A 20,138-nucleotide genomic window follows, 5' to 3' on the forward strand; every position below is an offset into this window, starting at 1 on the left:
GGACTGCCCGCCCAACGCGAATAGAATTAGCGGTGTCATGACATCACACAACGAACAAGTCTCAACCGGGACCGGGGCGACCCTCGCGCCCCGACGGAGTATCTCAGGCATCGGCCGCGTTCTCGTTGTCGTCTACGGGATCCTCGCTCTCGGGGCGACGGGCCGTTCATTCGTGCAGATCGCCGAGCGGTTCGGTGACGCGCCGCTCGCGTACTCGCTGTCGGCACTCGCCGCCGTGGTCTACATCGTTGCGACGATTGCGCTCATTCGCAGCGGGTCAGGGTGGTATCGGATCGCCTGGCTCACCATCGGATTCGAGCTGCTCGGCGTCCTGACGATCGGGACGCTCAGTGTGCTCGAACCCCAGTTGTTCCCCGAAGCGACAGTGTGGTCGTACTTCGGCGCCGGGTACCTCTTCATTCCACTGGTGCTTCCTCCCCTCGGAATGTGGTGGCTCGCGAGCCACAGGCCCGCCCGCCGTTCGACGGTTGCGGCAGCGTGATCACGTTCCGGCGGGTCAGCGACATCCCGGCAGGTTTTGGCCCGACCGCTGTCACCATCGGCAAATTCGACGGGGTACACGCGGGTCACCGCGCGGTGATCGAGCGGCTGAAACAGGCCGCAGGTGAACGCGGACTCAACTCGGTCGTCGTCACGTTCGACCGGCATCCGCTTGCCCTGCTCGCCCCGGAAAAGGCACCGCCCGTCCTGGTGAGCAACGAACAGAAGCTCGACCTCCTCGCTGAAACCGGAATCGATGCGGCGCTGCTGCTGCCGTTCGACCGGGAATTCTCGTGGCTCAGCCCCGAAGAGTTCGTCACGACGGTGCTCACCGACGGACTGAAGGCGAAGCTCGTGCTCGTTGGCAACGACTTCAGGTTCGGCCACAGGGGCGCGGGCGATGTCGCCATGCTTCGCGAACTGGGTGCCAGACACGGGTTCGACGTGGAGACCATCGCCGACGTTGCTCCCGACGATGGCAGGCGGGTGTCATCCACCTGGATCCGTGAGCTGCTCGCGGAGGGGCGGGTGGCTGAGGCCTCCCGGCTGCTCGGACACGACCCCGCCGTTCGCGGAGTCGTCGTGCACGGGGCCAAGCGCGGACGTGAACTCGGGTACCCGACGGCCAACCTTTCGCCGGACTCGGACGGCCTGATCCCCGCGGACGGTGTTTACGCCGGCTGGCTGCGAGTGGGCTCACGACGGTTCCCCGCCGCGATTTCGGTTGGCAACAACCCGACGTTCGACGGTGTGCCGCAGAAGCAGGTCGAAGCGTACGTGCTTGACGAGGACATCGACCTGTACGACCAGGTGGTCGAGGTGCAGTTCGTCGACCGCATCCGCGGCCAGGTCGCCTTCACCGGCATCGATCCGCTCATCGTGCAGATGGCAGACGACGTCGAGCGGGTCAGGCTACTGCTTTCCTGACGGCTCTGGGCGCCTCGGGCCAATTCTGACGGCTCAGGCAAGCCCTGGCGTCGGAGCGGGTGCCAGGAGGCGTTCCCGTCCCGGCGGCTGCATGGCCTTGCGGCCGTTGAGGAACAGGATGACGCTCGCGGCATCCGCGATGATCTCCGATCCGTGCCCGATCTTCCACCCGGCGTCCTCTGCGACGAGAGTGCGGTGCCTGATGACCGCGCGCACTCGCCTCGGTGCCTTCAGCGCGCTGGCCGTCGCTACCCGGTGGGTCGTTGCCGGTGCGAACGGGAGCCGGATGTCCAGGGGGTGCAGGGCGTCGTAGCCGTGCACGACGACCTCGAGAAGTTCGCCGGCGTTCGTGCGTCCGTGTCCCTGTGCCTTCTCGGCGGCGATCGCGCGCAACTCCCGGCGCAACTCGTCTGTGCCGCCCGAGTCGGCAATCCCGCGTGCGATGTCATCGAACGACTCCATCGGGTTTGCGTGGCGCCCGGCGACGGATGCCCGGACAATGTCGCCGGCCAGTCGCATCGATGGCGTGCCGATCCGCCAGACCAGATGAGCGATGGTGTCCTTGACGCTCCAGCCCTCGCAGAGACTCGGGCTTGCCCACTGCACTGCGGTGAGGGTATCGAGGCCGTCGCCCACGATGGCAAGAGCCTCCGCAATCTCGATTCCCCTGGAGGGCGTTGACGGTTCCTGGCGTGATCGGGAGGCAGACATGAGTACAGGGTACGCGCGGCGGGCGTCGTCGGTCGAGAAGCGCACCGCCCATACACTTGGGCCGTGATGTCGAACGCGAACCGTCCGCTGCTCGCCGGCAGGACTCTCGCGTTTATCGGCATCATTCTCGTCGCCGCAAACCTCAGGACCGCGGTCGGGGCGCTGTCGCCCATCATCGGCCGCATCTCGGAGGACCTTCCTCTCGACCCCCTCATCGTCGGCCTGCTCGGTGCAATGCCGCCGGTGTGCTTCGCGCTCTTCGGGATCATCACCCCGGCCCTCGTCCGCCGCAGTCGGCTCGAGGTCGTGCTCATCCTCGCGCTCGCCGCGATTCTCGTGGGGCATCTGATCCGCGGTATCGCCGGTGACGTCCTGACGTTCGTGATCGGCAGCGCGGTGACCTTCGCCGGCCTCGGGCTCGGCAACGTACTTCTGCCACCGATCGTGAAGAAGTATTTCCCCGACCGGATCGCACTGATGACGACGGTGTATGTCACAATGCTGTCCGTTTCGACACTCATCCCACCGCTGATCGCCGTTCCCGTCGCCGATAGCGCGGGGTGGCGGATCTCACTCGCCATGTGGGCAGGGGTGAGCGTCGTCGCCCTCGTTCCGTGGCTCGTCCTCAACCTCCATGCCAGGCGTACCCCGCCGTCACCGCGCATCGAACCCGCGCGGACCGAGGTGGTTGGCCGACTCTGGCGTTCTCCGCTGGCCTGGTCCCTGGCCGTCATCTTTGGCCTCTCGTCACTCAATGCGTATGCGATGTTCGCCTGGTTGCCGAGCCTTCTCCACGACATCGTCGGTGTGAGCGACGCGACAGCGGGAGTGTGGCTGTCGGTCTTCGCCTTCATGGGTTTTCCGGCCGGGCTGCTGATTCCGATCCTCGCCGTTCGCATGAAAAACGTCGCACTCCTGGTCTATGTGGCCATCGGATGCCTCGTGGCCGGTTATGCGGGACTCCTGATCCTTCCCACCGTCGCGCCTCTCGCCTGGGTGGTGCTCATCGGTCTTGGGCCGCTCCTGTTCCCGCTCGCGCTGGTGCTCATCAACGTGCGGACAAGAACCCACGACGGAGCGATAGCCCTGTCGAGTTTCGTCCAGGGCGTCGGCTATGTCCTCGGCGCGCTTGGCCCGCTCGTCGTCGGCATTACGCACGATGTGACCGACGGCTGGACCGTTCCGCTGGTCATCCTGATCGGTGTCGCGTTCATTGGAGTCTTCGCCGGGGCGATCGTGGCCAGGGACCGCACCATCGAGGACGGCGCGTGACCGGACCCGCGTGACCTGCACCGGCGTGACCTGTGCCGGCGTCATTGCCAGCACCCAACATCCGCCGGGGTAATCCTCGCATCGTGCTCATATGAGCAGAAATCACTACCTGTGTTGTTTTGAGCACTGTCGGGATTTAGTCTGGGGGTTGGCGGGCTGGCAATGTCCGTGTCGGGAGGGTCCGTGCCGGCAGAGCAACGAACGTCAGGGGAAGCGGTGGAAACCATCGACAACGACGAGCTGCTGTCCATCCGCGCGGCCGAGCTGTACTACGACGAGAACAAGACCCAGGACGAGGTCGGCGCGATTCTCAAGCTCACCAGGTGGAAGGTCGGGCGGCTGCTTGCCTCCGCCAAGGAAAAGGGCTTCATTCGCATCGAGATCGTCCACCCCCGGGCGCGCAAGCTGACGCTCGAGCGCAGTCTTCGCGAACGCTTTGGTCTCGACGACGCCATAGTCGTCCCATCGGCGGGGACGAACAGCGCCGACGATCTTCGCGCACGCGCCGCTCAAGCCGCAGCCGACTATCTCGCGAGTCTCCGCCCCGTGCCCAGGGTCCTCGGCGTGAGCTGGGGCCGAACCCTCCATGATGTTGCCGAACACCTCAGTGACGGCTGGGCCACCGGCGTGAACGTCGTGCAGATCAACGGCGGGGTGAGCGTGAACCAGCGAGCCGGAACAGCGGCAGCCACCGCGTTCGAGATCGCCCGCAAGGCCTCCGGTCAGGCCACCCTACTTCCGAGCCCGGCCATCCTGGAGCGGCTCGAGACCAAACGGTCCATCGAGGCCGATCGCACGGTCGGTGGAGTGCTCGCGATGGCGGCTGGCGCAGCTGCGTACCTCTACAGCGCCGGCGTGGCCGGCCACGACTCCGCGCTCGTCGACAGCGGGTACCTGACACCGAACGACGTGGACGAACTCGTGCGCCGAGGCGCTGTCGGCGATGTCGTCGGGCGCTACATCGATGCGGCCGGCATGATCGTCGACCCGTCGCTCGACGAGCGAACTGTCGGCCTGAGCCTGGCCACGCTACGCAGTGCGGCGACGAGCATCGCGGTGATCGCCGGCGCTGGCAAGATCGCCGTCGCGCGCGCCGTGGTCACGAGCGGACTGTGTACGGTGCTCGTCACCGACGAGGCAACAGCGCTCGCCCTGCTCGACGCCGGCAGCTGACGCTCATATGCACCAGGCGCTGCGCCCCCGGCACAGTGCCCAACGACTTCTCGACCCGAACACACTTATGCAGGAGGATCCACGCATGACCGAAACCAGACAGGCTGTTGTTCCGCGAGCAACAGCCCTCGAGCTCTTCGACGGGCCGATGACCGACGCGAATCTCCGTCGCTACCTCGAGGGAATTCCCGGGGTCGACGCGGTCGGCCTCGAGCAGCGCGCTGCCGGACTCGGCACACGCTCAATCAAGACCAGCTCCAAGAAGTGGGCGCTCGACACGACCATCGGGCTCATCGACCTCACCACTCTCGAGGGTGCCGATACTCCAGGGAAGGTGCGTTCCCTCGTCGCCAAGGCGATCACCCCGGACGCATCAGATCCGTCGACGCCCCGGGTTGCCGCTGTGTGTGTCTATGGAGACATGGTGCCGTATGCCGTTGAGGCGCTTGGATCGCACCACGCTCGCGGTACCGACTCCGGAATCAATGTCGCCGCTGTCGCAACCGCATTCCCGTCCGGCCGCGCATCGCTCGCCATCAAGCTCAGCGATACAGCGGATGCCGTTGACGCTGGCGCCGACGAGATCGACATGGTCATCGACAGGGGTGCGTTCCTCTCCGGTCGTTACGGCCAGGTGTTCGACGAGATCGTCGCCGTCAAGGAAGCCTGCCGGCGCTCAGACGGCAGCTACGCGCACCTCAAGGTGATCCTCGAGACCGGAGAACTCAACACCTACGACAACGTTCGCCGGGCATCGTGGCTCGCCATCCTCGCCGGTGGCGATTTCATCAAGACGTCCACGGGCAAGGTGGCTCCGGCGGCGACGCTTCCGGTCACCCTCCTCATGCTCGAAGTGGTGCGCGACTGGCACCGCCTCACCGGCGAGAAAATCGGCGTCAAGCCGGCTGGCGGCATCCGCACCTCGAAGGACGCCATCAAGTACCTCGTCACCGTTGCCGAAACCGTCGGTGAGGAATGGCTGCAACCGCACCTCTTCCGCTTCGGCGCGTCGAGCCTGCTCAATGACGTTCTGCTCCAGCGGCAGAAGATGTCCACGGGGCACTACTCCGGCGCCGACTACGTCACAATCGATTAAGGATTTTCAATGAGTTTTTTGGACTACGCACCGGCCCCCGAGTCGACGGCGATCCTCAACCTGAAGAGTGAATACGGCCTCTTCATCAACGGCGAGTTCGTGAGCGGAAGCGGCACCCCGTTCACGACCATCTCACCGGCGACCGAAAAGACAATCACCACTCTTGCTTCTGCCGACGACTCTGATGTCGATCGAGCGGTCGCGGCCGCTCGTGCCGCATACGACAACGTCTGGTCACGGATGTCGGGCGCAGACAGGGGCAAGTACCTGTTCCGCATCGCGCGGCTCGTCCAGGAGCGGGCCCGTGAACTCGCCGTTGCTGAAAGCCTCGACAACGGCAAGCCGATCAAGGAGAGCCGCGACGTCGATGTGCCGCTCGTTGCAGCGTGGTTCTTCTACTACGCAGGCTGGGCGGACAAGCTCGATCACGCCGGTGTCGGACCCAACCCCGCATCGCTCGGCGTCGCCGGCCAGATCATTCCGTGGAACTTCCCGCTGCTCATGCTCGCCTGGAAGATCGCGCCTGCGCTCGCCGCGGGCAATACCGTCGTGCTGAAGCCAGCTGAGACCACCTCGCTCACCGCGTTGCTGTTCGCCGAGATCCTGCAGCAGGCAGACCTGCCAGCCGGTGTCGTCAACATCATCACCGGCGCTGGCTCGACGGGGGCAGCCCTGGTCAACCACCCCGACGTGAACAAGATCGCGTTCACCGGTTCGACGAACGTCGGCCGCGGCATCGCCCGCGCAATCGCCGGAACCGACAAGCGCGTCACTCTCGAACTCGGTGGAAAGGCCGCCAACATCGTCTTCGACGATGCGCCGATCGACCAGGCCATCGAGGGCATCGTCAACGGCATCTTCTTCAACCAGGGTCACGTCTGCTGCGCGGGCTCACGGCTCCTCGTGCAGGAGAACATTCACGACGAGGTCGTCGACCGGCTCAAGGAGAGGCTGTCGACCCTGCGTCTCGGCGACCCGCTCGACAAGAACACCGACATCGGTGCCGTCAACTCGGCCGCGCAGCTCGATCGGATCCGCACACTGACCGATGTGGGGGTGGCCGAGGGCGCCGAACGGTGGAGCCCCGACTGCGTGCTTCCGTCTGAGGGCTTCTGGTTCGCGCCGACGATCTTCACCAATGTCTCGACGAGCCACAGGATTGCCCGCGAGGAGATCTTCGGACCCGTGCTGAGCGTGATGACGTTCCGCACCCCCGCCGAAGCGATCGCCAAGGCGAACAACACGCCGTACGGTCTCTCCGCCGGCATCTGGAGCGACAAGGGCAGTCGCATTCTCGCTGTCGCGGACAAGCTCCGAGCCGGGGTGATCTGGGCGAACACCTTCAACAAGTTCGACCCGGCGAGCCCGTTCGGCGGCTACAAGGAATCCGGGTACGGCCGTGAGGGCGGACGGCACGGGCTCGGTGCCTACCTCAAGCCCGCCGGTTCGGCCCGCCAGGTCACGTCGGCTCCCGCCGCCGACCTCACCACGACTGCCGCAGCATCCGATGCAACGCTTACAACGGATGCTACGGATGCTACGGATGCAACGACACAGAAGGGCACCAAATGAGCCGCCTCGCCGTTCCCAAGACCTACAAGCTCTACATCGGCGGGAAGTTTCCCCGCTCGGAGTCCGGCCGCACCTACGAGGTGACCTCGAAAGACGGCGTCTTCCTCGCCAACGCCGCGAAAGCATCCCGCAAGGATGCCCGCGACGCCGTCGTTGCCGCACGCAGCGCGCTGTCCGGCTGGTCAGGCGCGACACCGTACAACCGCGGCCAGGTGCTCTACCGCATCGCGGAACTGCTCGAGGGGCGCCGCGTGCAGTTCATCGACGAGATCGAGCAATCCGAGGGCGTCTCGACCGAGGCCGCGACCGCTCAGGTCGACGAAGCCATCGACCGCTGGGTCTGGTACGCCGGCTGGGCAGACAAGTACGTCCAGGTCGCCGGAAACGCCAACCCGGTCTCTGGCCCGTACTTCAACCTCTCGGTTCCTGAGCCCACCGGAGTTGTGGCGATTGTTGCTCCACAGGGCACATCGCTTCTCGGTTTGGTCAGCGTGGTGGCCCCGGCGCTTGTCGCAGGCAACACGGTCGTCGTGATCGCGTCAGAAGCGCTGCCGCTCTCGGCGATCAGCCTCTCCGAGGTCCTCGCGACCAGCGACGTCCCCGGTGGTGTCGTCAACATCCTCACGGGCTCGCCCGCCGAGATCACCCCGTGGCTCGCGTCGCACGCCGACGTCAACGCGCTCGACCTCACCGGCGCGGGAGACCTCGATTGGATCGACCTCGAGATCGCCGCCGCTGAGACGCTCATGCGGGTGCTTCGACCCGAGAACGGTTCGGATGCCGCGGCGCCGAGCCTCGACCGGATCACGGCGCTGACCGAGACGAAGACCGTCTGGCACACCAAGAGCCTGATCTAGTCTCAGCGCAAAGCAAGCAGGGCCGCTCCGAAAGGGGCGGCCCTGCTGCGTGCTGTCAGTGGCTCTTCTTCATCGCGGTGATCCCGACCCAGAGTCCGACAGCCGCGAGCGCAAGAGCCGCAGCGAACCCACCGAACACGACAGGCGCTCCGAGGTCACCGGCGAGTAACGCCCGACTGGCACCGACGATGTGGCTGATCGGATTGACCGACGCGGCCACTCGCATCCACTCGGGTCCCTGTTCAAGGGGAAGCAGCATCCCGGACAGGATCATCAGCGGGAAGATCAGCGCCTGCTGTACGACCCAGAACATCCAGTCGGACTTCCGGCTCGCGAGGGCGAGCGCGTAGCTGAGCGCTCCGAGACCAATGCCGAAGATGGCGAGCAGAACGAGCGTCAGGAGCATTCCCGGGATGCCGGGCCGGAACCCGAACGGAATGGTCACGAACGCGATGACCGCGACCTGCACCGTGATGGGCACCATTTCTTTGAGCGCCCGCCCGATGAGAAGTGACGAGCGGGCGATGGGGGCGACGAGCGTGCGTTCGTGCGAGCCCGTCTGCATCTCATACAGCAGGTTCGATCCAGTCGCGCTCGCGCCGAAGAGGGCGACCATGACGAGGATGCCGGGCACAAACCAGGCGAGGACCTCGGGAGCGGGGTCTCCCGATGACCCGATGAGCAGCGGCCCGAACAGCCCGAGGAAGATGACGGGCTGCACCAGGCTGAAGATGAGTGAGAACGGATCGTGCAGGAGCGGTTGGAGTTCCCTCCAGAGCACGTTCCAGGTGTCGCGCGGAAGGTGTGTCTCGCGGACGGTGCGTGTTGCTGTGAAAGCGGTCATGATCGAACCTCTGCGTTCTCGGGTGGGGGAGTCGTGGAGTTGGGCGAGTTGGCGGAGCCGGGGCCGGATGTGCTGTCATCGCGGAGGCTTCGGCCGGTGAGGGCGAGGAAGACGTCATCGAGCGTTGGCTGGCGGAGGGCTGCCGTGCGCACGGAAATGCCCGCGGCGTCGAGGTCACGAAGAAGACGCGGAAGCACTTCGTCTCCACGTTCGAGGGTGATGTCGAGCACGCGCTCATCGTGCGCTGCCCGGTCAGGCCGGGCGTTCGGGAGCGACGCTGAGACGAGATCGGCTGTTCGCGCGGCATCGGCGGCAGAGCCGAGCCCGATGCTCAGAACGTCCCCGGCCAACCGTGATTTCAGTGCGGGAGCCGTGTCGTCGGCGATCATCCGTCCCGAGTCCATCACCAGGACCCGCTCGGCGAACTGGTCCGCTTCCTCGAGATAGTGGGTGGTCACAAAGATCGTGGTGCCATGCTGGCGTCGCAGGGTCAGGATGTGCTGCCAGAGATTGGCGCGACTCTGCGGATCCAGTCCCGTCGAGGGTTCGTCGAGGAACAACAGTTCGGGGGAGTGCACGAGCCCGAGAGCGATGTCGAGTCGGCGTTTCTGGCCACCGGACAAGCCGAGCACCGGTCTCTTCTCCAGGCCGCCGAGTCCGAGTGATTCGATGAGCTCGTCGGCCCGCTCCACCGTTGCCGCTCTCGGCATGCCATAGAAGGCTCCCTGGTTGAGCAGTTCGTCCCGCACCCGGTGGTTGTGGCCGGCGCTGTTGCCCTGGCCGATGTATCCGATGCGCGACCGCACCCGGGAACTCTGGGTGGAGATGTCGAACCCGGCAACGGTTGCTGTGCCCCTCGTCGGCGGCAGCAGGGTCGTCAGCATCCTCAGGCTCGTCGACTTGCCCGCGCCGTTCGGCCCGAGGAATGCGACGAGTTCACCGCGTTCGACGTCGATCGTGAGGTCGGTCACCGCGGCGGTGATGTTCTTCTTCACGGTGAACTCTTTGCTGAGCCCCCGTGCGCTAATCATGATGTCTCGTGTCATGACACCGAGACTAAAAACGAATGCGGCCACTTTCTGTCCTGATAAAAGTCGACAATGAGACTATGTCAGCAACCACGTCTCGGGCTCTTGAGCTTCTCGCCCTCCTGCAGACCCACCGGCACTGGCCAAGCTCCGATCTCATCCAGCGCCTCGGGGTGACGGCGCGCACCCTCCGCCGCGATATCGACAGGCTGCGTTCTCTCGGCTATCGGGTGACAGCGACGCGGGGGTCGATCGGCGGCTATCAGCTTGAGGCCGGCCCGGAACTCCCGCCCCTGTTGCTCACCGACGAGGAAGCCGTCGCCATGGCGATCGGGCTGCGGGCGTATGCAACCGAGGGCATTGCCGGCGGCGAAGTCACGGCGCTGACCGCGCTCGCCAAACTCGAGCACCTGCTCCCGGTCGAGCTGCGCAGGCGGGTGAACGCGCTGTCGGCTCATGTGCAGCCTCTACGCCGCGACGCCCCGCAGGTTTCGGCCGAACTCCTCGGCCAGCTCGCCCTGGTGTGCCGCGATCAGGACCGCATCCGGTTTCACTATGAAGCGCGTGATGGCTCACAGACCGACCGGCTCGTCGAGCCGCACTCGATAGTGTCGTCGTCCCGCCACTGGTTTCTCGTGGCCTGGGACGTCACCCGGGCAGACTGGCGCACATTCCGCATCGACAGGATCAGCAGGTTCTTCGACACCCGTGTACGGTTCGACGCTCGTGAGCTCCCCGCCGAAGACGCCGCCGAGTTCATTCAGGTCGCGGTTTCGCAGCTGGCCGAACCTCGACTGTACGCCGACGTCGTGATGGACCTTCCCATGGAGCAGATGCGCGCCCGGTTCGGGCCATGGTCGGACGGAGCCGAAGCGGTTGACGACGCCCATACCCGCTGGCCTATAGGCGGTGGGTCGTTCGAAGAGCTGATCAGTGCGCTCGCCTGGGTTGAGCGCGGCGTCGAGTACCGGATCGAGGGAAATGACGAGTTTGCTGAGTTCGTCCGGGAAGCGGGGACGCGGATGCTGCGGGCAACTTGAACGCAATACCCCCTAGGGGTACCGTGGAAGAGTGAAGACTGCAACGCTCGAAATTTCGGGGATGACCTGTGCCAGTTGCGTCGCTCGCGTGGAAAAACGCCTGTCCCGGCTGGACGGCGTGACCGCCGAGGTCAACCTCGCCACGGAGCGAGCCAGCGTCCACTTTCCGGCCACGGTGTCCGCCGAGCAGCTGGTCACGGCGGTTGAGTCCGCCGGCTACGGGGCCACGCTGGTGCCAGAGCATCCGCTCGCCGAGCCTGCCGCCCGCGCGGAGCCGGCATCCCTTCGCACCAGGCTTATCGTGAGCGCTGTCCTCACGCTTCCCGTCGTGGTGCTGGCGATGGTTCCGGCCTGGCAGTTCGTGAACTGGCAGTGGGTGTCGCTCGCGCTCGCCGCCCCGGTTGTGATCTGGGGCGGATACCCCTTCCATCGGGCGACCTGGCTGAACCTCCGCCATGGCACGCTCACCATGGACACCCTCATCACGCTCGGCACGGGGGCCGCATTCCTCTGGTCGCTCTGGGCGCTGTTCTTCGGCATGGCTGGAATGCCCGGAGCGACGCACGAGTTCAGCCTGTTCACCCCGGACGCCGACCCGTCGGGAACCATCTATCTCGAGGTGGCCGCCGGAGTCACCGTCTTCCTTCTCCTCGGTCGGTACATCGAGCAGCGCTCTCGGCGTGCGGCAGGGCATGCGCTCCGGTCACTGCTCGAATTGGGAGCGAAAGATGTGACGGTGCTGCGTTCCGGACCGTCCGGATCGCAGGAATCCACGATCCCGATCGGCGAACTCACGACCGGCGATCGGTTTGTCGTCCGTCCCGGTGAGACGATCGCCACGGACGGCATCGTCGAGTCCGGCTCTGCCGCCGTCGATGTCAGCATGCTCACGGGAGAATCGGTCCCCGTCGAGGTGGCGCCGGGCGACGCGGTGACCGGTGGCACGATCGCCGGCGGTGGGCGGCTCGTCGTTCGGGCGACCCGGGTCGGAAGCGAGACGCGGCTCGCCCAGATGGCGCGCCTCGTCGAAGCCGCCCAGCTGGGAAAGGGGCAGGCCCAGCGGCTGGCCGACCGGATCTCGGCGGTCTTCGTACCCATCGTCATCGCCCTCGCCGTTGCTGTGTTCGCGGGGTGGGTGCTCGCCGGTAACCCGCTCTCGTCGGGATTCACCGCGGCGGTTGCCGTGCTCATCATCGCGTGCCCCTGCGCCCTCGGCCTCGCCACCCCCGTTGCACTTCTCGTCGGCACCAGTCGCGGTGCGCAGTCGGGCATTCTCATCACAGGCCCTGAAGCGCTCGAGCGGGCGCGCCGAATCGACACGGTCGTGCTCGACAAGACGGGCACTGTCACGACGGGAACGATGACGCTGACCCGTGTGACGGCGACCGACCAAACCGCGCTCCGCCGTGCGGCGTCGCTCGAAGCCGCGTCGGAGCATCCGGTCGCCCGTGCGATCGTCGCCGGGGCAGTGGACCTCATGGGCACCGATGGACATCGTGCGGCGGCGCCGGCGGTGTCCGACTTCCGTAGCGCAGCGGGACTCGGCGTGACGGGAACCGTTGACGGGTTCGATGTCGTCGTCGGGCGGCCTGCCTTTGCCGCCGACCACGGTTGCACGGTGCCCGATGGGCTTGCGGATGCCATCACCGCGGCGGAATCCGCGGGATCGACAGCGGTTGTGGTCGGCTGGGATGGCGAGGTTCGAGGTGTGCTGGAGGTGGCCGACACGGTCAAGCCGGGAGCGCGTGCCGCCGTCGAGCGCCTGCGCCGGCTCGGACTCAGCATCGTCCTGCTGACCGGTGACAACGAGCGCGCCGCCCGGGTCGTCGCCGGTGAGGTCGGCATCGACCGTGTCGTCGCCGGCGTGCTTCCCGAACAAAAGGTCGACGAGATCCGGCGCATCCAGGGCGATGGCCACAGTGTTGCGATGGTCGGCGATGGCGTGAACGACGCGGCAGCGCTCGCGACGGCTGACCTCGGTATCGCGATGGGTTCCGGGACGGATGCCGCGATCTCGGCGTCAGATATCACGCTCGTCCGCTCCGACCTCGGAAGCGTTGCCGACGCCGTCGAGTTGTCGCGAAAAACGCTCGCTATCATCCACGGCAACCTGTTCTGGGCGTTCGCCTACAACGTCGCTGCGCTCCCGCTCGCCGCTTTCGGGCTGCTCAACCCGATCATCGCCGGCGCCGCCATGGCGTTCTCGAGCGTATTCGTGGTGCTCAACAGTCTCAGACTGCGCTCATTCACACCACGCTGACCTCTTCCATGGCGTAGAATGAGCGAGCGCCCGCCGTGTGGGGTGTGCCGATCCGCAATGAACATCTTCGCGTCGATTGGTCACGTAATCGGCGCCCGCTGTCTCGGCCACCGGCATCCGCCTGGCCATTCGACTGCTCAGGAGGAGCATGCCGCACACCGGTACACGCCGCAGTTCTGGCCGACAGGCCACCCGCGGATCTTCATCGCGCGCATCATCGTCGCGCGGTTCATCGTCACGACACGATGACGAATCCCCGATCATCCCCATCCTCGCCCGCAAGGTGCGCGAGGTTGAAGCGAAGGCGCAGAAGGGCAAGGTCGGGCCAACGAACCGGACCAAGTTCCAGGTCATCGCGTTCCTGGTTCGTGAGGAACGGGCAAAGGTCAAAGCCGACACCACCCTCAGCGACAGCACGCGAGCGGAACTGCTGAAGCGACTCGACGGTGTTGCGACCATTCTTGCGAAGACCGCCGCGCGCGACACCTCGCTCATCACGCTGCTCGAAGCGGATGCCGCCACCACGCCGGTTGCGCAGAAGTTGCGTCGCGACTGGCTGCTCGAGTCCGGCGCTGAGCTGAGCCCCGACGAGCTGATCATCACCACAACGAAGCCGGTGCTTGAGCCCGTAGTTCCCGCCGAACTCGCGGAGAAGCAGGTCATCCCGCAGTCCGTGAAGTCGCGGCTGATGGCCAATCCGTTCCTCGCTCCGGTCCTCGACCAGCCGGAGGTGAAGCAGCCCGTTCGCGGCCGGCTCTCCAACTGGGAACTGATGGGCCCGCTGTACAAGGCGTTCGAACAGGGCTCAGGCGGGCGAGCCGCGAGTATGGAACTTCCCGAGGCGCCGAAGATCGACAGGCTTTCTCCCAAGGGTCGCGAGATCATGCGGCACCAGGCCCGATTCGTTGAAGCGGTCCGAGAGGGTCACCGCACCTTCCTGCTCGCCGATGAGCCCGGGCTCGGCAAGACCGCGCAGTCGATCCTCGCCGCCAGCGTCGCCGACGCGTGGCCGCTGCTCGCCGTCGTCCCCAACGTCGTGAAGATGAACTGGGCACGAGAGGTCGAGCGCTGGGCGCCCAACCGCCGCGCAACGGTCATCCACGGTGACGGTCGCGACCTCGATGCGTTCGCCGATGTCGTCATCGTCAATTACGAAGTGCTCGACCGTCACCTCGCCTGGCTGGGAACCCTCGGGTTCAAGGGCATGGTCGTCGACGAGGCGCACTTCATCAAGAACCTGCACTCGCAGCGTTCACAGCACGTGCTGTCGCTCGCGTCGCGTATCCGCAAGCTGACACCGGGCGGCAACCCGCTGATGCTCGCGCTCACCGGTACGCCGCTCATCAACGATGTCGAGGACTTCAATGCCATCTGGCAGTTCCTCGGCTGGGTCGATGGCGACAAGCCCGCACCCGAACTCATGGCGAAGCTCGAGGAGACCGGACTCACCCCGGCCGACCGCGACTTCTACCCCGAGGCTCGCAGTGCCGTCATCGACATGGGCATCGTCCGTCGTCGCAAGATCGACGTCGCCAAGGACCTGCCGTCGAAGATGATCGCCGACCTTCCCGTCGAACTCGACGACGACCTCGGGCGTTCCATCCGCGACGCCGAGCGCGAACTCGGCGCCCGGCTGCTTGCAAAGTACCGTCGCATCATCGAGGCACGCGGGGAACGCGCGTCGCTGGCCGGAGAACCGGACACCGACATCATGCGTCTCGTCGCCCAGGGCGAACTCGACGAGTCCAAGGCGTCTGGGGGAGCGGAGAACGTCTTCACCATGGTGCGCAAGATCGGCCAGGCGAAAGCAGTGCTCGCGGCCGATTACACGGCGCAGCTGGCTCACTCGGTGGGCAAGGTCGTCTTCTTCGCCAAGCACATCGACGTCATGGACACAGCGGAGCAGGTCTTCGCCGGCCGCGGCATCCGTACGGTGTCGATCCGTGGAGACCAGTCGACTCCGGCCCGCCAGGCCGCGATCGATGCCTTCAACAACGACCCGGACGTGGCCGTTGCTGTCTGTTCGCTCACCGCTGCGGGAGTGGGACTCAACCTGCAGGCCGCGTCGAACGTCGTTCTTGCCGAGCTCAGCTGGACCGCTGCGGAGCAGACGCAGGCGATCGACCGCGTTCACCGCATCGGCCAGGACGAGCCGGTGACGGCGTGGCGGATCATCGCTGCTCACACTATCGACGCGAAGATCGCCGAGCTCATCGACAGCAAGCAGGGCCTCGCGGCTCGGGCGCTCGACGGCAGCGACCAGGAGATCACGACGAGCGATTCCGTCCAGCTCAACGCTCTCGTCGCGCTGCTGCGCGACGCGCTGGCGGCGTAATCGTGGCGAAACCACAGGCACGGCCTGCCGAACCGACGTTCTCGAGGCCTGCCCTCGCCCCCGGCATCCTCGCCGCCATCGTCCTGATGGCGGGTGTCGCGTTCATCGAGGACTCATGGTTCATCGCGGTGCACTTCGCCGTGACCATCCTCGCGGTGATCATCGGCTGGTTCGCGATCCAGGGCAGGCAGTACTGGTGGCTGATCGTCCTCGTGCCCATCATCGTGCTGTGGAACCCGGTGTTCCCGTTGCCGCTCTCCGGTGACGGCTGGTTCGCTGCACAGCTGATCGCGGCGATTCCGTTCGTCGCGGCCGGTGTGATGATCAAGGTCGACACCCCGGCAGACGCACACGCAGAAGACCGCCGCAGGCGCTAGGCCAACGGCGGTCTGTGTTCCGCTGATTGAGGGTTTAGCCCGGGTCTGGTGCGAGTTCCTCGGCTTCGGCAGGAGTGGCCGCGTCAACGGCCGGATTCTCGGCAACACGGTCGGACTGTCCGCTCGGATTGTCTGACGCCGTGTCGTGGCCGGTTGCGTTGTTCTCGACCGAACCGGAACCCGAGTCGTGTGACTCCGGGTCACCAGCGGCATCATCGGCGACGATGTCGGCGTCCTGCGGAATCGAGAAATCGGTCAGCGGGTCGTTCGAGGTCGCGGTGTTCGCGGTTCCCTCGGTGTTTTCCGTGTTCGGCCCGGTCTTTGGGGTGTTCTGTGCGTCGGTCATGGCTCGAGGCTACGGCGACGGTGACGGCCGAGGCTACCCCTTGCGCTCTCGAAGCGGATGCTGTTCAGCCGCGCGCAATTACACGCCGGGGCTCAAGCGCCGAGCGCAGCCTTGACGGCGATGAGAGACGGGTTGGTCGCGGAGGTGCCATCCGGGTAGATCACCGTCGGGACCGTCTGGTTGCCGCCATTGAGGCTCGCGACCAACTCGGCAGTTCCCGGGACCTCTTCGATGTTGACTTCGGTGTACCCGATTCCGGCCTTGTCGAGCTGGCTCTTCAGTCGTGAACAGTAACCGCACCATCCCGTTGAGAACATCGTGATGGTGCCGTCTTCGGGAATGTAACTGGTCGTTGTGCTCATGATTTCGTGGGGCTTTCTTGCTACTGTTCTCGGTCTATTGCGGGTCGCGGTACGCCGGCGGGTAAACCCCGGCGCGTGCTTCACGCTATCCTCATTGCAGCAACGACGCTGCTCTTTTCATTCCCCCATCTACCGTATGAGGAACGTAACCCTATGAGAATTGGTGTACTCACCAGCGGCGGCGACTGCCCCGGACTGAACGCCGTCATCCGTGGAGCCGTGCTGAAAGGCACCAAGATCCACAACCAGGAGTTCATCGGAATTCGCGATGGGTGGAAGGGTGTCGTCGAGGGACTGACCATGCCGCTCGACCGGCACAGCGTCCGCGGCCTCGGCAAACAGGGTGGCACCATCCTCGGCACCAGCCGCACGAATCCGTTCGAGGGTCCGCACGGTGGCCCCGAGAACGTCCAGGCGACACTCGACAGGCTCGGGATCGACGCGCTCATCGCGATCGGTGGAGAGGGCACTCTCGCAGCGGCGAAGCGGTTGACGGATGCCGGACTCCAGATCGTCGGCGTGCCGAAGACCATCGACAACGACCTCGATGCCACCGACTACTCGTTCGGCTTCGACACCGCCGTCGAGATCGCCACCGAGGCGATCGACCGGCTGCGCACCACTGGTGAGTCACACAAGCGCTGCATGGTCGTCGAGGTCATGGGACGCCACGTCGGCTGGATCGCGCTGCACTCCGGCATGGCAGCAGGCGCCCACGCGATCCTCATCCCGGAGCAGCCGCAGTCGATCGATCAGATCTGCGAGTGGGCGAAGAGCGTCGGAGACCGCGGACGCGCCCCGGTCATCGTGGTCTCAGAGGGATTCACGCTCGACACCATGGAGAGCGCTCACTCCGAGAAGGGGCTCGACGCGTTCAACCGTCCCCGCCTCGGCGGCATCGCCGACGTGCTCGCCCCCATCATCGAGGAGCGCACAGGTATCGAGTCCCGCGCCACGGTGCTCGGGCACCTCCAGCGCGGTGGCGTACCGAGCGCGTACGACCGCGTGCTCGCCACCCGCCTCGGCATGGCTGCCATCGACTCCGTCATGAAGAAGGAGTGGGGCACCATGGTCGCGCTGCGCGGCACCGACATCGTCAACGTTCCGTTTGAGGATGCCCTCGGCGGCCTGAAGACGGTTCCTCAGGAGCGCTACGACGAGGCCGCAATCCTGTTCGGCTAAGCCGTACGTCTCGGCTCAGCCATCCTCGCGAGCGCTGCACTTCCATGCCCGCGCTGCAGAAACATCTGCAGCTTGAGCATGGAAGTGCAGCGTTCGGCGTTTAGTCGGCCAGACCCAGCACCTTGAGCAGCCAGGCGAGCTCGTAAGCGCGCTCGTGCCAGGCCTTGTACCGGCCGCTGACTCCGCCGTGACCGGCGCTCATCTCGATCTTGAGCAGTGCCGGCGCGCCCACCTCGCGCAGGCGGGCCACCCACTTGGCTGGCTCAACGTAGAGCACCCTCGTGTCGTTGAGGCTCGTCACCGCGAGGATCTGCGGGTAATCGACTCCCTCCCGCACGTTTTCGTACGGCGAGTACGACTTCATGTACTCGTAGACTCCGGCGTCCTCAAGCGGGTTTCCCCATTCGTCCCACTCGATGACGGTGAGCGGAAGATCAGGATCGAGGATGCTGGTGAGCGGGTCGACAAAGGGAACAGCGGCAAGGATGCCGGCGAAGAGTTCAGGGGCAAGGTTCGCGACGGCGCCCATGAGCAGGCCTCCCGCGCTTCCGCCCTCAGCGACCATCCGCTCTGGTGTGGTGTACCCCTCGGCAACGAGATGACGTGCACACGCCACGAAGTCGGTGAACGTGTTCTTCTTGGCCAGCGTCTTGCCGTTCTCGTACCACGCGCGGCCCAGCTCGCCACCGCCGCGGACGTGCGCGATGGCAAACGTGACGCCTCGGTCCAGGAGGCTCAGCCGCGCCACTGAGAACGCCGGGTCCATGCTCGCCTCGTATGAGCCGTACCCGTAGAGCTCGAGCGGACCGGGGTGGGCCGCTCCCTTCTTCCAGACCAGCGAAATGGGGACCCGTGTCCCGTCGTCGGCGACCGCCCACTCGCGTTTCTGTTCGTAGTCGAGCGGGTCGTACCCGCCGAGCACCGGCTGCTGCTTGAGCAGGGCGAGCTCACCGGTGCGTACGTCGAGGTCGAACACCGTCGCGGGTGTGACCAGTGAGCCGAACCCGAATCGGACCGTCGGTTGCGTCCACTCGGGGTTGCTCGACGACCCGACGGTGTACAGCGGTTCGGTGAACGGCACCTCGTCGACGGCGAGAGCAGCGGGGGAGTCGACCCCGTCCAGTGTCGCGATGCCGAGCTGGCTGAGCCCCGCCCGCCGGTAACCGAACACGAGGTGGCCGGCGAACGCCTCGACGTCCTCGAGCCTGACCTCGGCACTGTGTTCACGCACGACGATGGCGTCCGCCGGGCCGGTGCCGACGGCATCCGGGCGCACAGCGACCAGCTCGAAGTTCGGGGCACCGTCATTGTGAAGGATGAGGAACCAGTCCTCGCCGCCGATCACGGCGTGCTCGAGGGAGTACTCAACCTCGTCCCGGCGTTCCCAGACCACCCGCGGCTCGGCGGTCGGGTCAGCAGCATCGAGGATGAGCCACTCGCTGGTGACGCTCGAGGAGACCACGATGATGATGTACTTCGCGCTCCGGGTGACTCCGGCGCCGACCCAGAACCGTTCGTCCGGCTCGGAGAGCACGACGACATCGGCGCTCGACGCCGTGCCGACCTCGTGCCGCCAGAGCGTGTCCGGTCGCCAGGACTCGTCAACCGTCGTGTAGAACACGTGGGCGCCGTCGGGGGAGAAGGTCGCGCCGTGTGAGGTGTTGGGAATCTCGTCCGGCAGGTCGACGCCCGTCACCAGGTCACGGATCCGGAGGGTGTACCGCTCGTCACCCTCGGTGTCGACGGCCCAGGCCAGCAGCCGGCCGTCGAGCGAGACGTCGAACGAGCCGAGCGAGAAGAACTCGTGCCCATCGGCCTCGACGTTGCCGTCGAGCAGCACCTGTTCACCGGCGACGTCGACGCCGGGGGTGAGGGTCGGCGGAGTCCAGTCGAGCGGGTCTGTGATGGGCGCCCGACAGTGCAGGGCGTACTCCTTGCCCTCGATGCTCCTCGAGTAGTACCACCAGTCGCCCTCACGCACGGGAACGCTGAGGTCGGTCTCGAGGGTCCGTCCCTTGATCTCCTCGAAGATCCTCTGCCTGAGTGGAGCGAGTGACGCGGTCTGCGCATCGGTCCAGGCGTTCTCGGCTTCGAGGTGGGCGATCACCTCGGGGTTGCTCTTGTCGCGCAGCCACTCGTAGTCGTCGACGACTGTATCGCCGTGGTGAGTCCGTTCGGTGGGGCGCTTCGCGGCGCGAGGTGCAGCGCGAGGTGCGGAAATATCAGGCATGATTCCACGCTACCGGGCATCACCC

At 65.9% G+C, this 20,138-nt stretch carries 18 protein-coding genes; 12 read left to right on the forward strand and 6 right to left on the reverse strand.

Annotation, left to right across the window (positions count from 1 at the left end; translation table 11 throughout):
* Positions 1–37: 37 nt before the first annotated feature.
* Together AC1X6S_RS10765 and AC1X6S_RS10770 are read left to right on the forward strand one after the other, a co-directional pair.
* On the forward strand, positions 38–502 hold the full coding sequence (locus AC1X6S_RS10765) for a hypothetical protein (protein WP_483405735.1): 465 nt from the start codon (positions 38–40) through the stop codon (positions 500–502).
* Positions 499–1,428, forward strand: a complete 930-nt coding sequence (locus AC1X6S_RS10770) for a bifunctional riboflavin kinase/FAD synthetase (RefSeq protein ID WP_483405904.1) — start codon at positions 499–501, stop codon at positions 1,426–1,428. Before AC1X6S_RS10765 ends, AC1X6S_RS10770 begins: the two co-directional genes overlap by 4 nt.
* Before the next feature lie 33 nt (positions 1,429–1,461).
* Here the strand turns inward: AC1X6S_RS10770 and AC1X6S_RS10775 are convergent, their stop codons facing one another.
* On the reverse strand, positions 1,462–2,139 hold the full coding sequence (locus AC1X6S_RS10775) for a maleylpyruvate isomerase family mycothiol-dependent enzyme (protein ID WP_483405736.1): 678 nt from the start codon (positions 2,137–2,139) through the stop codon (positions 1,462–1,464).
* 66 nt (positions 2,140–2,205) lie between these two features.
* On the opposite strand from AC1X6S_RS10775, the gene AC1X6S_RS10780 reads away from it, so the two are divergent.
* The 5 genes from AC1X6S_RS10780 (at position 2,206) to AC1X6S_RS10800 (ending at position 8,109) form a co-directional block, all read left to right on the forward strand.
* The gene (locus AC1X6S_RS10780; RefSeq protein WP_483405905.1) at positions 2,206–3,411 is read left to right on the forward strand and encodes an MFS transporter; all 1,206 of its coding nucleotides are present in this window, start codon (positions 2,206–2,208) and stop codon (positions 3,409–3,411) included.
* Positions 3,412–3,627: 216 nt separating this feature from the next.
* A complete protein-coding gene (locus tag AC1X6S_RS10785) occupies positions 3,628–4,584 on the forward strand; it encodes a sugar-binding transcriptional regulator (protein WP_483405737.1) in 957 nt (318 codons plus the stop codon).
* An 85-nt stretch (positions 4,585–4,669) separates the two neighbouring features.
* Positions 4,670–5,680 (forward strand): deoxyribose-phosphate aldolase, encoded by a 1,011-nt coding sequence (gene deoC, locus AC1X6S_RS10790; protein ID WP_483405738.1) that lies wholly within the window; start codon positions 4,670–4,672, stop codon positions 5,678–5,680.
* Between the two features lie 9 nt (positions 5,681–5,689).
* Positions 5,690–7,252, forward strand: a complete 1,563-nt coding sequence (locus AC1X6S_RS10795; RefSeq protein ID WP_483405739.1) for an aldehyde dehydrogenase family protein — start codon at positions 5,690–5,692, stop codon at positions 7,250–7,252.
* Positions 7,249–8,109, forward strand: coding sequence for an aldehyde dehydrogenase family protein (locus AC1X6S_RS10800; protein ID WP_483405740.1), 861 nt, complete (start codon positions 7,249–7,251; stop codon positions 8,107–8,109). Before AC1X6S_RS10795 ends, AC1X6S_RS10800 begins: the two co-directional genes overlap by 4 nt.
* A gap of 55 nt (positions 8,110–8,164) precedes the next feature.
* Here the strand turns inward: AC1X6S_RS10800 and AC1X6S_RS10805 are convergent, their stop codons facing one another.
* Together AC1X6S_RS10805 and AC1X6S_RS10810 are read right to left on the reverse strand one after the other, a co-directional pair.
* A complete protein-coding gene (locus AC1X6S_RS10805; RefSeq protein WP_483405741.1) occupies positions 8,165–8,953 on the reverse strand; it encodes an ABC transporter permease in 789 nt (262 codons plus the stop codon).
* Positions 8,950–9,999, reverse strand: a complete 1,050-nt coding sequence (locus AC1X6S_RS10810; RefSeq protein ID WP_483405742.1) for an ATP-binding cassette domain-containing protein — start codon at positions 9,997–9,999, stop codon at positions 8,950–8,952. The genes AC1X6S_RS10805 and AC1X6S_RS10810 overlap by 4 nt, the downstream gene beginning before the upstream one ends.
* Positions 10,000–10,061: 62 nt before the next feature.
* Between AC1X6S_RS10810 and AC1X6S_RS10815 the strand changes: the two genes are divergently transcribed.
* The 4 genes from AC1X6S_RS10815 to AC1X6S_RS10830 all read left to right on the forward strand — a co-directional run bounded on the left by AC1X6S_RS10815 (position 10,062) and on the right by AC1X6S_RS10830 (position 15,993).
* Positions 10,062–11,021, forward strand: a complete 960-nt coding sequence (locus AC1X6S_RS10815; protein WP_483405743.1) for a helix-turn-helix transcriptional regulator — start codon at positions 10,062–10,064, stop codon at positions 11,019–11,021.
* A gap of 31 nt (positions 11,022–11,052) precedes the next feature.
* Positions 11,053–13,281, forward strand: a complete 2,229-nt coding sequence (locus AC1X6S_RS10820; RefSeq protein WP_483405744.1) for a heavy metal translocating P-type ATPase — start codon at positions 11,053–11,055, stop codon at positions 13,279–13,281.
* A 148-nt stretch (positions 13,282–13,429) separates the two neighbouring features.
* Complete coding sequence (locus AC1X6S_RS10825) at positions 13,430–15,616, forward strand: DEAD/DEAH box helicase (protein WP_483405745.1); 2,187 nt, start codon at positions 13,430–13,432, stop codon at positions 15,614–15,616.
* A gap of 2 nt (positions 15,617–15,618) precedes the next feature.
* Positions 15,619–15,993 carry a DUF6804 family protein gene (locus tag AC1X6S_RS10830; protein WP_483405746.1) on the forward strand — a complete coding sequence of 125 codons (375 nt, stop codon included), beginning with the start codon at positions 15,619–15,621 and terminating at the stop codon, positions 15,991–15,993.
* Between the two features lie 34 nt (positions 15,994–16,027).
* Here the strand turns inward: AC1X6S_RS10830 and AC1X6S_RS10835 are convergent, their stop codons facing one another.
* Complete coding sequence (locus AC1X6S_RS10835; protein ID WP_483405747.1) at positions 16,028–16,339, reverse strand: hypothetical protein; 312 nt, start codon at positions 16,337–16,339, stop codon at positions 16,028–16,030.
* Positions 16,340–16,431: 92 nt separating this feature from the next.
* Positions 16,432–16,701, reverse strand: coding sequence for a mycoredoxin (locus tag AC1X6S_RS10840; protein ID WP_483405748.1), 270 nt, complete (start codon positions 16,699–16,701; stop codon positions 16,432–16,434).
* A 153-nt stretch (positions 16,702–16,854) separates the two neighbouring features.
* On the opposite strand from AC1X6S_RS10840, the gene AC1X6S_RS10845 reads away from it, so the two are divergent.
* The gene (locus AC1X6S_RS10845) at positions 16,855–17,883 is read left to right on the forward strand and encodes a 6-phosphofructokinase (protein ID WP_483405749.1); all 1,029 of its coding nucleotides are present in this window, start codon (positions 16,855–16,857) and stop codon (positions 17,881–17,883) included.
* Between the two features lie 100 nt (positions 17,884–17,983).
* On the opposite strand, the gene AC1X6S_RS10850 is transcribed toward AC1X6S_RS10845, so the two are convergent.
* Complete coding sequence (locus AC1X6S_RS10850; protein ID WP_483405750.1) at positions 17,984–20,113, reverse strand: S9 family peptidase; 2,130 nt, start codon at positions 20,111–20,113, stop codon at positions 17,984–17,986.
* Positions 20,114–20,138: the final 25 nt, after the last annotated feature.

The sequence above is a fragment of the Mycetocola sp. Y442 genome (assembly GCF_056898615.1).